This window comes from Dokdonia sp. LLG6352-1 (genome assembly GCF_045055815.1).
Lineage (GTDB): Bacteria > Bacteroidota > Bacteroidia > Flavobacteriales > Flavobacteriaceae > Dokdonia > Dokdonia donghaensis.
Map to the genome: position 1 here is coordinate 907,137 of NZ_CP159329.1, position 13,085 is coordinate 920,221.

Annotated in this window: 16 protein-coding genes; 7 read left to right on the top strand and 9 right to left on the bottom strand. The window is 39.3% G+C overall.

Annotated features, from left to right (window positions below; genetic code table 11):
* Positions 1 to 64: 64 nt before the first annotated feature.
* The 4 genes from ABVM49_RS04125 (at position 65) to aat (ending at position 2,483) form a co-directional block, all read left to right on the top strand.
* Positions 65 to 940, top strand: coding sequence for a flavin reductase family protein (locus ABVM49_RS04125; protein ID WP_405203159.1), 876 nt, complete (start codon positions 65 to 67; stop codon positions 938 to 940).
* Between the two features lie 36 nt (positions 941 to 976).
* Positions 977 to 1,360, top strand: coding sequence for a DUF3127 domain-containing protein (locus tag ABVM49_RS04130; RefSeq protein ID WP_035326409.1), 384 nt, complete (start codon positions 977 to 979; stop codon positions 1,358 to 1,360).
* A 76-nt stretch (positions 1,361 to 1,436) separates the two neighbouring features.
* A complete protein-coding gene (locus ABVM49_RS04135; RefSeq protein ID WP_405203160.1) occupies positions 1,437 to 1,796 on the top strand; it encodes a hypothetical protein in 360 nt (119 codons plus the stop codon).
* Positions 1,797 to 1,850: 54 nt separating this feature from the next.
* Positions 1,851 to 2,483, top strand: a complete 633-nt coding sequence (gene aat / locus ABVM49_RS04140) for a leucyl/phenylalanyl-tRNA--protein transferase (protein WP_405203161.1) — start codon at positions 1,851 to 1,853, stop codon at positions 2,481 to 2,483.
* Positions 2,484 to 2,491: 8 nt separating this feature from the next.
* Here the strand turns inward: aat and ABVM49_RS04145 are convergent, their stop codons facing one another.
* The gene (locus ABVM49_RS04145) at positions 2,492 to 3,061 is read right to left on the bottom strand and encodes a DNA-3-methyladenine glycosylase I (RefSeq protein ID WP_405203162.1); all 570 of its coding nucleotides are present in this window, start codon (positions 3,059 to 3,061) and stop codon (positions 2,492 to 2,494) included.
* A 68-nt stretch (positions 3,062 to 3,129) separates the two neighbouring features.
* On the opposite strand from ABVM49_RS04145, the gene ABVM49_RS04150 reads away from it, so the two are divergent.
* A complete protein-coding gene (locus ABVM49_RS04150) occupies positions 3,130 to 3,744 on the top strand; it encodes a thioredoxin family protein (protein ID WP_405203163.1) in 615 nt (204 codons plus the stop codon).
* A 7-nt stretch (positions 3,745 to 3,751) separates the two neighbouring features.
* Here the strand turns inward: ABVM49_RS04150 and ABVM49_RS04155 are convergent, their stop codons facing one another.
* The 8 genes from ABVM49_RS04155 to ABVM49_RS04190 form a co-directional block, all read right to left on the bottom strand.
* Positions 3,752 to 4,465 carry a hypothetical protein gene (locus ABVM49_RS04155; RefSeq protein ID WP_405203165.1) on the bottom strand — a complete coding sequence of 238 codons (714 nt, stop codon included), beginning with the start codon at positions 4,463 to 4,465 and terminating at the stop codon, positions 3,752 to 3,754.
* A 58-nt stretch (positions 4,466 to 4,523) separates the two neighbouring features.
* A complete protein-coding gene (gene truB / locus ABVM49_RS04160) occupies positions 4,524 to 5,249 on the bottom strand; it encodes a tRNA pseudouridine(55) synthase TruB (protein WP_298349930.1) in 726 nt (241 codons plus the stop codon).
* A gap of 4 nt (positions 5,250 to 5,253) precedes the next feature.
* Complete coding sequence (uppP, locus tag ABVM49_RS04165; RefSeq protein WP_375253625.1) at positions 5,254 to 6,048, bottom strand: undecaprenyl-diphosphatase UppP; 795 nt, start codon at positions 6,046 to 6,048, stop codon at positions 5,254 to 5,256.
* A gap of 37 nt (positions 6,049 to 6,085) precedes the next feature.
* A complete protein-coding gene (locus tag ABVM49_RS04170) occupies positions 6,086 to 6,349 on the bottom strand; it encodes a DUF3098 domain-containing protein (RefSeq protein ID WP_035326394.1) in 264 nt (87 codons plus the stop codon).
* 19 nt (positions 6,350 to 6,368) lie between these two features.
* Positions 6,369 to 7,247, bottom strand: coding sequence for an ABC transporter permease (locus tag ABVM49_RS04175; protein WP_038598289.1), 879 nt, complete (start codon positions 7,245 to 7,247; stop codon positions 6,369 to 6,371).
* 90 nt (positions 7,248 to 7,337) lie between these two features.
* Complete coding sequence (locus tag ABVM49_RS04180; RefSeq protein ID WP_405203166.1) at positions 7,338 to 8,285, bottom strand: hydroxypyruvate isomerase family protein; 948 nt, start codon at positions 8,283 to 8,285, stop codon at positions 7,338 to 7,340.
* A gap of 4 nt (positions 8,286 to 8,289) precedes the next feature.
* The gene (locus tag ABVM49_RS04185; RefSeq protein WP_405203167.1) at positions 8,290 to 8,934 is read right to left on the bottom strand and encodes a gluconate 2-dehydrogenase subunit 3 family protein; all 645 of its coding nucleotides are present in this window, start codon (positions 8,932 to 8,934) and stop codon (positions 8,290 to 8,292) included.
* Position 8,935: 1 nt separating this feature from the next.
* Complete coding sequence (locus ABVM49_RS04190; RefSeq protein WP_375252534.1) at positions 8,936 to 10,615, bottom strand: GMC oxidoreductase; 1,680 nt, start codon at positions 10,613 to 10,615, stop codon at positions 8,936 to 8,938.
* A gap of 191 nt (positions 10,616 to 10,806) precedes the next feature.
* Between ABVM49_RS04190 and ABVM49_RS04195 the strand changes: the two genes are divergently transcribed.
* Both ABVM49_RS04195 and ABVM49_RS04200 read left to right on the top strand, forming a co-directional pair.
* Positions 10,807 to 11,793, top strand: coding sequence for a sugar phosphate isomerase/epimerase family protein (locus ABVM49_RS04195; RefSeq protein WP_405203168.1), 987 nt, complete (start codon positions 10,807 to 10,809; stop codon positions 11,791 to 11,793).
* 5 nt (positions 11,794 to 11,798) lie between these two features.
* Positions 11,799 to 13,022, top strand: a complete 1,224-nt coding sequence (locus tag ABVM49_RS04200) for a nucleoside permease (protein ID WP_405203169.1) — start codon at positions 11,799 to 11,801, stop codon at positions 13,020 to 13,022.
* Positions 13,023 to 13,085: the final 63 nt, after the last annotated feature.

Below are 13,085 nucleotides of genomic sequence, written 5' to 3' on the forward strand. Positions count from 1 at the left end.
GCGAAAGCGTAATAGACCCTATAAGATTTGGTATTTTTGAACCGTACATTTTAAAAGAAATTATATGCTTACTATAGATCCAAAAGATATTCCTGTTTCTGAGTTATTTGGTCACCTTACAGGTGCCGTGGGTCCACGTCCCATAGCATTTGCAAGTACTGTAGATAAGGATGGTAATGTAAATCTGGCTCCTTTTAGTTTTTTTAATGTCTTTGGGGCAAATCCTCCCATACTTGTGTACTCACCTTCTCGTAGTGGGAGAGATAATACCACAAAAAATACGCTAGATAACGTGCTAGAGGTTGCAGAGTGTACGGTAAATATGGTAAACTATGCAATGGTACAGCAAATGTCGCTCGCAAGTACAGCCTATGCAAAGGGCGTAAATGAATTTGTAAAAGCTGGTCTTACAGAGCTTGCCTCAGAAATGGTAACACCTCCTCGCGTGGCAGAATCTCCAGTGCAGTTTGAGTGTAAGGTAGTCGAGGTAAAAGCGCTGGGTAATGAAGGTGGCGCTGGTAACCTCGTGATATGCGAGATTCTTAAAATGCATATAGATAAAACCATTCTCACAGACGCTGGTACCATAGACCCACTTAAAATAGATCAAGTATCACGTATGGGTGGAAACTGGTATAGCCGTGCAAAAGAAGGGCTTTTTGAAGTGCCAAAACCTATTGCAAAAACAGGAATAGGCGTAGACCAAATTCCAGAAAACATACGCCTGAGCGATATACTTACTGGTAATGACCTCGGGATGCTGGGTAATGTAGAGCAACTCCCTACCCAGGCACAAATAGACACATTTATAGCAAGTGATGCACTTATAAAGGAATTAGTAAAAACAGGCGATGACCTTGCGATACACAAAAAAGCGCAAGAATTATTGGCTCAAAAAAATGTGAATAACGCGTGGAAGATTCTACTCGCAAAACGTTAGAATTTTCATAGATTTACACCCTAATAATTGAACACGATGGAAGTACAAGGAAAAGTAAAAATGATAGGTGAGACTCAAACTTTTGGGAGTAATGGGTTTAGAAAGAGAGAGATTGTTGTCACAACAGAAGAGCAGTATCCACAGCACATAATGGTGGAGTTTGTACAAGATAAAACAGACTTACTTAATAACTACTCTGTAGGTCAAAATGTAAAAATAAGCATTAACCTAAGAGGTCGTGAGTGGGTAAACCCACAGGGAGAAACAAAATATTTTAACTCAATACAAGGATGGCGCATAGAGAATCTTGCAGCAGCAAATGCTGGTGGAGGACAACCATTACCTCCTATGCCTCCTGCGGACTCTTTTGAACCTGCAACAAATCTTAATAGCGACGACCACGACGATTTACCTTTCTAAATCGATAAAGTACATAATCATAAACATTTAAAGCTCAGCACAATTACATTGTACTGGGCTTTTTTAATTTACCCCTATGAAAATATACGGGGAGTGCTCAAGTTGCCATAAGCATCTATTAATTCATACAGGTAATCACACAGCGTTTGAGACTAAGCTCAAAACGTCTGTACGTAAAAACTGTGCTCGTTGTGGAGTTACAAACACCTTTACACTGCACAATATAAAGGTAAAATCTCCAAAACGTGTCTCAAGCGCCATTGTAGAAGTTACCGTAACAGGATTCCTAATGCTTGTTGCAAGCTATCTTTTACTTGAAAATCTCACACAAGTAGCACTCGTTGCAATTATATACACCATCCCTGCGCTTTTATATATTTTATACACTAGAAAGAATTTTGACCGCATACAAGCGTTTAGTAGTAGTAAGGCATAGTTATCTTTGCCCTACCTATTAAATTAGATTGTGCTACCACCAACAGATCATCATATGTTTTCTAGCGACCCTTGGTTTCCAGACCACCATCTGGCAGACGAAGAGGGGCTCCTTATGGTAGGTGGTGATCTTACCCCAGACTGGTTATTACTTGCTTATAGATCTGGAATTTTTCCTTGGTATAATGAGGGACAACCCATCTTGTGGTGGACACCAGACCCTAGAATGGTTGTGGCTCCTCAAGATGTACACGTATCAAAATCTATGCGCAAATTACTGCGCGACAACCCTTTTACAGTTACTTATAATCAAAATTTTCTAGAAGTAATACTCGCCTGTAAGCGTATTAAAAGAGATGGACAGCAAGGCACCTGGATTACAAATGACGTAGTAGAAGCTTATCTAAGGCTTCACCAGCTAGGCTATGCCATCTCTGTAGAAGTCTGGTATGAAGACAATCTCGTAGGAGGTCTCTACGGTATAGACTTGCAAGATAAAGGTGTTTTTTGTGGCGAGAGTATGTTTGCCACTGTTAGTAATGCTAGCAAGGTGGGGTTTATTACGCTTTCGCGAAAGCTTACTAAAAATGGATATAAGCTCATAGACTGCCAGATGTACACAGACCACCTCGCAAGCCTAGGCGCCGCCGAAATACCTAGAGAAACCTTTTTAGAATATCTTAAATAGTAGCTTTACTACTCTTGTACCATCTTGTACCTAAAACAGTTTACATCGTGATCATTTACCATCCCTATAGCCTGCATAAATGCATAGATAATGGTACTTCCCACAAACTTGAAGCCTCTCTTTTTTAGATCTTTAGATATTTTATCACTTAGAGGTGTATTTGCAGGGCATTCCTTATAATCATTCCAGTGATTTTGTATGGGTGTGTTATCTACATAATCCCATAGGTATTTTGAAAAACTGCCGTATTCCTTTTGAATCTCCATAAACAGCCTTGCATTTGTAACCGTACCACGTACTTTTAGCTTGTTTCTTATAATACCAGCATCTTGCAAGAGTGATTGTATTTTATCTTCCTTATAAGCGGCAATGCGCTTGTAATCAAAATTATCAAAGGCAACTCTAAAGTTTTCTCTCTTTTTTAAAATTGTAATCCAGCTCAATCCCGCTTGAAAAGTTTCAAGAACCAAAAACTCAAAGAGTAAATCTTCATCTCTAAGCGGAGTCCCCCACTCGTTATCGTGGTAAGCCTCATATAAGTCATCACCCACACACCAGCCACATCTATGTTTTTCCATACGGTTACAATTTGTTTTTCTAACTCGAAAGATAGTAAGTTTGTAGTAAAGCCTGCGACATAATGGCTATGGAAACTATGCAAAAAACAACCGCACAACTAGTAACAGAAAGTCTCTCTGAGGCAATCTCTTACCAAGATTATAGAGTACTTACAGAAACTCACGCCCTAGAAGGTACAAATACAGGTCCAGAAGTCACAGAGGCATTGCACAACTATACAATGCTCAATCACAAACGTATGAAGCGTCTAGATAAGACTATAAAACTGTCTGAAGAGGCTCAAAACGTAATAAAGCAATATGACAATAAAACCACTTGGCTTGTACTAACAGAAAGCTGGTGTGGTGACGCAGCACAAACAATGCCTGTAATGCAAAAGTTTGCAGACCTCAACCCTAACATTGATTTTAAGGTCATTCTAAGAGATGAAAATCTTGAGCTTATGGATCGCTTTTTATACAATGGGGGTCGTTCTATCCCAAGACTTATTGCCTTTGACAATGAAACTCAAGAAGTACTTGGAGATTGGGGACCACGTCCATCTGAAGCTACAAAAATGGTAAATGATTATAAAGAAGCTCACGGTAAACTCACACCAGACTTTAAACAAGACTTACAAGTTTGGTATAATAAAGACAAAGGCCAGAACACCGTAGAAGATTTACTTCTTCTACTAAAGTAGATTAAGCTTATCCTTGAAAATCAAAAGTCACACTGCCTAGCTGTGTGGCTTTTGTTCCTTTATCAAAGTACGCTCTGTTTAAATATTTCATAGCCTGGTCTATAAGGCATCCATTTGCGCTTGAAGAAGCATTTTTATTAAACGTTTTTTTTACAATAACTCCCTTATCATTTACAGTAATATTTATGACCACCTTCCCAAAAGCGTCACAAGTATACACGGGATTAGGTAAAGCAATAGCTGTACGACCTACTAAGTTATAAGAAACAGTACTCTGTCTGTAAGCGCTCTTTTTCTTAATACCTCTAGCATCCTCCCTTGCCTCTATTGCAGCTTGTACTTCTTTCCTCTTTTCTTCTAGAGCAGCTTCTCTAGCCTCTTGCAGGGCGTTGAGTTGATTATCTGTGCGCTCATTAAGGTTTTCAACACTGCTTTGCTGGCGCTGTGCAATGGCCTTTCTTATCTCGTCCTCTTCTTGTAGCGCTTTAGATAATTCACTTGAGTTATATGCTTGGTTAGATAAACGAGTTCTTTGCTGTACAGGAGTTTTGGTTTCTTCCTCCGGTTCTTCTAGATTTTGAGTAATAACGGGTATTTCTATAAACTCCTCTGCTATCTCACCCTGATATGGTTTTACTCCCAAAAAGAAAAATACAAGCACTAGAAAACTCGCTCCAAAAACGGTAATGAGTAGTGCCTTATCTGATGGGGATAATTTCATAGGTATTTAAAAGTTACAAAAAATAAGCCATAAGTTATGGCTCGTGGGTGGCGCGCCTCTAGATATCGGCAGGATTGCTCTGCGTAATGTCTCTTATAAAGTCATCTAAAAGGTGTGCATTATCTACGCTATAGTCGCCTATTTTGGTTCTTCTAAGCGCCGTAAGATGGGCACCACTTTTAAGCCCTTCTCCAAAATCAAACGCCAGTGATCGTATATAAGTACCTTTACTGCAGCTTACTTTAAAGTCTACTTCGGGCATTTCAATACGCGTAATTTCAAAAGATGAGATGTGTATCTCTCGCTTCGGGATTTCTACTTCCTCACCTGCTCTTGCAAACTCATACAAACGTTTTCCTTCCTTCTTTAGTGCAGAAAATACAGGTGGACGTTGCATTATTTTTCCTTGGTACGCTTTCGCGAAAGCGTAAATATCCTCCTCAGTGATATGCTCGGTAGGGTATTCTTTATCTATGGCTGTCTCAAGATCATAACTAGGTGTGGTGCCACCTAGAGTGATGGTGCCAGTATATTCCTTCTCCTGTCCCATAAACTCGTGTAGACGCTTTGTAAACTTACCCGTACAGATAATCATAAGACCAGTAGCTAGCGGGTCTAGTGTGCCTGCGTGCCCTACTTTGATTTTTTTTATGTTTCGGTTCTTACGTATAAGCCAGCGCACTTTGTTTACTAACTGGAAGGACGTCCACTCAAGAGGCTTGTCAAAAATAAGCACTTGGCCATCTCTAAAATCTTGATCTGTAAGGCTCGTTATCTTAGACATAGACTTAGTTATAAAGTGAGAAACCTATCGCAATAAGTCCTACAATGAGGCAGTATATAGCAAACCAAGAAAGCTTACTTTTCTTCACAAGTTTTATCATCCAGGTGCAGGCTATAAGTCCTGCAACAAAGGCAGATATAAAACCTATCACTAGTACAGAGACATTACCCGTTTGAGTCGTAATTGCACCGTCCATAAGGTCCTTTGCAATTTTTCCAAAAATAAGTGGAATCACCATTAAAAATGAAAATCGTGCTGCCTTACTCTTATCATTACCCAGTAATACAGAGGTAGATATAGTAGCTCCACTACGTGAGATACCAGGTATCATAGCGACTGCTTGAGAAACGCCAATTATAAATGCATTTGAAAAAGTTACATTCTTTTGAGTGTCTTTTGCTCTATCTGCAAAGTATAGTAGTACCGCAGTTACCAGTAGCATACAGCCTACAAGCATAATATTTCCTCCAAAAAGTGCTTCTAGTTGCTCCTCAAAAAAGAGCCCTACAATAACTGCAGGTATCATTGACAAAACGATTTTTGCCGAAAATTGTGTTTCTTCATTCCACTTGAATGAAAACAATCCGCTTAAAATTTCTATGATATCTTTTCTAAAGACTACAATGGTAGAAAGTGCTGTTGCAAAATGTACCACTACGGTAAACATAAGGCTCTCTTCTGGTACAGAAGTATCTCCTAGTATAGCTTTACCTAGCTCGAGGTGCCCACTAGATGAAACAGGTAAAAACTCAGTGAGTCCTTGAATGACACCAAGGATAAATGCGTCAAGATTATTCATAGGGCAAAGATAAAACTGTAGTTACAAGCGGCAAAAGTTACTTGCCTTTATTAGGATTTAATAAGATGGCATATACTTCTATACCAAAACCTATAAGTATTACTGCTGGGGCAAGACGTATGCGTCTCCAAGAGTAGATCTCTGGGTTAAACACATTAGGGTCATCACTACCTCCTCCAGACATAAGTATAAAACCTAAGGCTATAACTCCAAGGCCTATAAGCATCCACGTAAAATTTTTCTTCCCAAATATAAATTCGGTAGTTTGTTTTGATACTTCTTTACGTTTTTGTTCTCCCATAATACATCTAGTAATTCGGCTAGTAGTATAGCTCGTCTGTGCGCAAATTTAAGAAACGTTGTGTTGCCAGAAAGGTACTAAACCAAGTAATGAGTATTCCCATTAAAAACACACCTCCAAATAATGCTCCTAGTACGAGCGGGTCATCTAGTAATGTAAGTTGCGGGAATGCTTTATTTGCATAATACAGCACTCCTGCCATACCTGCTATAGCGATAAGCGCACCTATAATCCCGAGGCGCACACTCTTCCATACAAAGGGACGTCTTATAAAACGTTTTGTGGCGCCCACCATTTGCATTGTCTTTATTGTAAAACGCTTTGCATACACAGATAGTCGTATAGAGCTATTGATAAGCAGTACTGCGATAAACGTAAATATGCCAGAGATAATAAGTATCCACAGGCTTATTTTTTTGATATTATCGTTAAGCAATGATATGAGAGGTTTATCATAAGTTACTTCTTCTACAAAGTCTTTTGATGCGATCTCATTTGCTATTTCTTCTACCTTCTCTGCAGATACATAATCTGCATTGAGGTATAAGTCTATACTATTTTGAAGCGGGTTCTCGCCAAGGTAGTCTACAAAGTTTTCTCCCAGGGCTTCACTATGAGCTGCCGCAGCCTCTTCTTTTGAAACAAATTTTATAGATTTTGTGTACGCTGCAAGAGAAAGTGTTTTCTCTAGCTGTTTCATCTCCACATCTTTTGCAGTGTCTTTAAAGTAAACACCTACGGCAATAGTCTCCTTAAAATAATCTGCTACCTTCTTGGTATTGAGTACTAGTAACCCCAAAATTCCCAAAAGAAAAAGAACCAAAGCAATACTAATCACCACCGAAAAATAGGAGGTAATTAATCGTCTTTTCTGGTATTTTTCAAAAGATGAACTCATTTGCTAGGGTTTTGAGTAAAAGTAGTAAATCCTACACACTCCGTTATCAAACGAAGAGATTCTGATTGTATTATTATTAAAAATACAGATTTACAAAAACCCATCACTCTCTACATAGGCATCTATCACACGCTGCTCGCCCTCTTTTCCTTCTTTACTGTTACCGTGTTCCATTCCTAAAACTCCTTTGAAACCACGACTGTGTATGTATTTAAATACATTTTTGTAGTTAATCTCACCAGAAGTAGGCTCATTACGACCAGGGTTATCTCCTATCTGGAAGTAAGCAATCTCGTCCCAGCATTGTTCTATGTTCGGGATTAAATTTCCTTCTTGAATTTGCTGGTGGTAGATGTCAAAAAGAATCTTGCACGACGGACTGTTTACAGCTTTACAAATTTGATATGCTTGTGGTGACTTAGATAAAAAGAGTCCTGGGTGGTTTCTAAAATTGAGTGGCTCTAGCACCATCACAATACCGTGCGGTTCTAGTAAGGCGCTTGCTTGTCTAAGGCTCTCCACTACGTTTGCCGTTTGAAAATCAATATTCTGACGCAAGTCTACGTGACCAGGTACCACGGTCATCCATTTTGCATTTACACGTTTTGCTACCTCAATAGAGCTCTTAATATCTGCCAGAAACTCGTCACGCCATTCTTGTTTTCCGCTGGCTAGGTTTGGCTTTGTCCAGTGTATTTTATGAGCCACAAAAACGCCCATAGTGAGACCACGCCTACGCATCACCTCTGCCATTGCTTCTTGTTCGGGAATGGGGCGGTTGCGCATTTCATTATCTTCAAAGGCGGTAAAACCTTGATCTGCCATAAAGTTGAGCTGATCAATAACATTTTTGCCAGCGAGCTCTTTAAACATACCTATGTGCGGGGCATAATTGAGATTAAAAGCGTGTGGTTCTGTTTCCGCTTTCGCGAAAGCGGAATCTCTCACAACCGCATCCATAGCGTGTATACCTACGGTCCCTAAACCTAAAAAGGAACCCGTGAGAGCTCCTTTTTTTATAAATTTTCTTCTGTCCATATAATTACAGTGAGTATGCTTTTCCTCCTGTTGCTTCCTCTACTGGTAAGCAACCTATTTGTTGTCCCGGTATAGGCTCATAAGCAAGTACGTTTTCTCCTATCTCTTCAGACTGTTTCCAGCCCCAGATAGTCATACCTCTTACGTTTTGCAGTAAACTAAAAGCGCCAGCATCTGGATCTACCTTTACCGTCTTATCTCTCTGGTACGCTTGGTAATACTCACCTAGACTTTTATTAAATACTTCTTCTTGTTCTTTTGAAGCATTTAGATATTTGGCTAGAAGCTTGTCATAATCTTCGGCCTCTGCATCTTCAAAAGTTTTACCTGTAGCATCTTGTAATCTATTTGCAAGTGCATCAAAACCAGCCTTGATTTGTGCTTGATCTTCAAGAGGTGTCACTTCGTTCCAATACATATCTATAAACTTATGAGCACCTACATCTACAGCTCCTGGTATTGCCTCGTCTGACGGGATGATAAGATCTACAATATGACGAAGCGCTTTACCTTGTGAGTTATTAATAAACACAGGTTCAAACACTGGCCCGTCTGCTTTACAGCTTTGTAGTAGGCTTAATACTGTAGGTGTTGCAACGAGTGCCACTCCACCTAATCCTAAGTTCTTTATTAATTGTCTTCTTTTCATCTTATGCTTCTTTTTTAATTTGAGCGGCAGCGTGATTTGCAGCACGTGCACTAAAAGCCATATAAGTAAGTGATGGGTTTACACAACTTGCAGAGGTCATAAATGCTCCATCTGTCACATATACATTAGGTACTGCGTGTAGCTGGTTATTACCATTACATACAGATGTTTTTGGGTCACGTCCCATACGTGCTGTACCCATCTCGTGTATACCGTTACCTGGAGCACTTGGGTCATCCATAGTCTGGATATCTTTAAAGCCGGCTTTTTTAAGCATATCTTTTGCACTTGCAATCATATCCTTACGCATTTCCCACTCGTTTTCTTTCCACTCTGCGTCAAAGTTTACTTTAGGTAATCCCCATTTATCAAGATCATTATAATCTAGGGTCATTTTATTCTCGTGATAAGGAAGACATTCTCCAAAGCCCATAAGACCTATTGTCCACCCTCCTGGTTCTTGAATTGCTTTTTTAAGCCCTGCACCATATCCAGCCTCTGCAATTTGAGGTTGATAATCACCACGACCAGCACCACCTTGATAACCGTAACCACGCTTAAAGGTTTTTTGATCTGTTACTCCTCCTATGTTTCTAAAACGAGGTATGTAAATCCCGTTAGGGCGACGTCCTTTATAATACTTATCTAAATCTCCATCCCACTTTGCAGTAGCTCCTGCTTTAAAGTGGTGATCCATTAAGTTATGCCCAAGCTCACCAGAGTCATTACCCATACCGTTAGGGAAGCGCTCACTCTTAGATTGCATAAGTATACTTGCAGATGCTATAGCAGATGCACAAAGGAAAACGACTTTAGACTTAAACTCTAACTTTTCATTTGTCTCTTGATCAATCACCTTAACTCCAGTAGCCTTACCGGTAGCATCATCATATATAACTTCTGTTACGATAGAAAATGGACGTAATGTCATATTTCCTGTACGCTCTGCAGCTGGTAGCGTAGATGAGTTACTTGAGAAATACCCTCCAAAAGGACACCCTCTTACACAGCGATTTCTAAACTGGCAAGCAGATCTACCATCATAGGTCTTTGCTCCTGTAATATGTGCAACACGCCCTATGGTAAGAAGGCGACCATCTTTATAATTTTCGGCCATATTCTTTTTAAGAACCTCTTCTACACAGTTAAGCTCCATAGGTGGTGAAAACTTTCCGTCTGGTAGTACCTCTAGACCTAATTTTTCTCCAGATACAGAGATATACTCCTCTACCTTATCATACCAAGGTGAGATATCTTTGTAACGTACCGGCCAGTCTACAGCAATACCTTCTTTTTTATTTGCTTCAAAATCTATATCAGACAGTCTATAACTCTGTCTACCCCACATAATAGAACGACCGCCTACGTGATACCCACGTATCCAGTCAAAGCGTTTTGTCTCATTATAAGGGTGATCAATATCATCTACAAAAAAGTGACGACTATCTGCCTTGTGAACGTATCCAGTACGAGCTTGTTTCTCATATCTAGCCTCCACTTCACGTGAGTTATTACCTTTAAATTTGTTGTCCCAAGGGTCATTGTGCATTGTAGGGTAGTCGTCTATATGCTTTACCATACGACCGCGCTCTAATACGAGCGTTTTCATACCGTTTTCACATAGTTCTTTTGCTGCCCATCCACCAGAGATTCCTGAGCCTACGACAATTGCGTCGTACATTTCGTTTTCGTTAGCTGTATTCACCATAAAATGTATTAATGAAAATTTATTGGGATATAGGTTACCAAATATATAAATTTTAAGTTGTTTTTTGTGAATATCTAAAAAAGACTACCTTAGTCAAACCCTATATTTAACAGTAAATGACAGGCGAAAACGTTATAGTTCTAGTCTTATTTAAAATTCATCTTATGAAAAATTATTTGTTAGGCGCTTTTTTATGCGCTTTTGTCCTTATTTCTTGTAAAGAGGAGGTAAAAAAAGAAGATAATTCTGCTTTCGCGAAAGCGGAAACCGAAACTTCTAAAGAAAATTTACTCAATTATAAACACTCACTTGCACAGTGGTCATTACATAAACCATTTTTAGAAGGTGATCTTGATCCGAAAGATTTTCCTCAAATTGCTAAAGATCTCGGTTTTACCGGTGTAGAATATGTAACGCAACTCTACCCTGAATTTCAAGACAAGAGTAACTACCAAGAAAAAGTGATGAACTGGGCTCGCGAAATGAAAAAACAGTCTGATGCGGCAGGTATGGATAACGTACTTATTATGGTAGACCGTGACGGTGAGCTTGCAGATCCAGATGCTGCAAAGAGAGCAGAAGCAATAGAAATACATAAATACTGGATGGATGCTGCGAAACTTATGGGAGCACACTCGGTAAGAGCAAACCTCTTTGGAGAACTAGATCCTGCAAAATGGCACGAATACTCTGTAGCTTCATTATCTGCACTGGGAACTTATGGTAAAGAAGTAGGTGTAAATATTATTATAGAAAATCACGGTGGCTGGTCTAGTGATGGTCAAAAACTTACGGCTGTTATGAAAGAGGTTAATATGGAAACTGTAGGTGTGTTGCCAGATTTTGGTAACTTTTGCATCAAAAGAGAAGGTGGAGAACGCTGGGGTGCACCTTGTGTAGAAGAATATGACACCTACGCAGGTATTAAAGAAATGATGCCGTATGCGAAAGGAGTGTCTGCAAAGTCATATAACTTTGATGAAAATGGTAATGAGACAAAATTAGACTATCAACGATTAATGCAAATCGTTGCCGATAGTGGTTTTGAAGGATATGTGGGTACAGAATACGAAGGGCCGCTAGAAGACCCAAAAGAAGGTATCGCTCTTACTAAAGCACTAGTTCAAAAATCAATAGACAATCTTAAATAAGCAATATGAAATCAACGACTAAGTTTCAATTATCCCTAATGATGTTTCTCGAGTTTTTTATCTGGGGAGGCTGGTTTGTAACCTTAGGTACCTTTATGGGTAATAACCTAAGCGCCGAAGGGGGAGAAATTGCAGCAGCCTTTTCTACACAATCTTGGGGAGCTATTATAGCACCATTTATTATAGGTCTTATTGCAGATCGATTTTTTAATGCAGAGCGCATTCTGGGAGTATTACATATTATAGGTGCCGTACTTATGTATTTAATGTCACAAGCAACAGACTCGGCTGTGTTTTATCCATATGTTTTAGGGTATATGATTGCTTATATGCCTACACTGGCGCTAGTAAACTCGGTTGCATTTAACCAGATGAAAGATCCATCAAAGGACTTCCCATTCATTCGTGTATGGGGAACCATCGGTTGGATTGTGGCAGGACTATTAATAAGTTTTGCTTTTGGATGGGACTCTCAAGAATCTATCGCTGCAGGTTTACTTAAAAACACATTTGTAATGACTGCTATTGCTTCTGCAATACTAGGAGTTTTTAGTTTTACACTTCCTAAAACACCACCAAGTGCAAAGGGAGAGAAAGTTGCAATTAAAGATATATTAGGTCTTGAAGCTTTAGATTTACTTAAGGATAGAAACTTCTTAGTGTTTTTCCTTTCTTCGGTACTTATATGTATTCCACTTGCCTTTTACTATCAAAATTTAAGTCCGTTCCTAACAGAGTCTGGTGTAGAAAAATCTACGGCTCTTGCTTCTATAGGTCAAGTATCTGAGGTAGTCTTTATGCTATTACTTCCTTTCTTCTTTAAGAAATTTGGGTTTAAGAAAACTATCCTTGTAGGGATGCTCGCTTGGACATTGCGCTACCTACTGTTTGCTTATGGTAACACGGGAGACCTTTTCTTTATGATTATTACAGGAATTGTTTTACACGGTATTTGCTATGACTTTTTCTTTGTGTCTGGACAGATTTACACAGACAGTAAAGCTGGACCAAAAATTAAAAGTGCCGCTCAAGGACTTATCACACTTGCTACTTACGGTGTAGGGATGCTTGTAGGTTTTTATGTGGCAGGGAAAATAACAGACGCAAATATTGTAGGTGAAGGTCACGACTGGAACTCAGTATGGGTATTCCCAGCAATTTTTGCAGCAGCCGTATTTGTGATTTTTGCACTGTTATTTAAGAGTGAGAAAATAGAATATACGGAGTAGTAGCAAAGTCTAAAAAAGTTCTTTCCCCTACCCTAAAGGGCGGTCTTTTCTTAGAATAAGCAT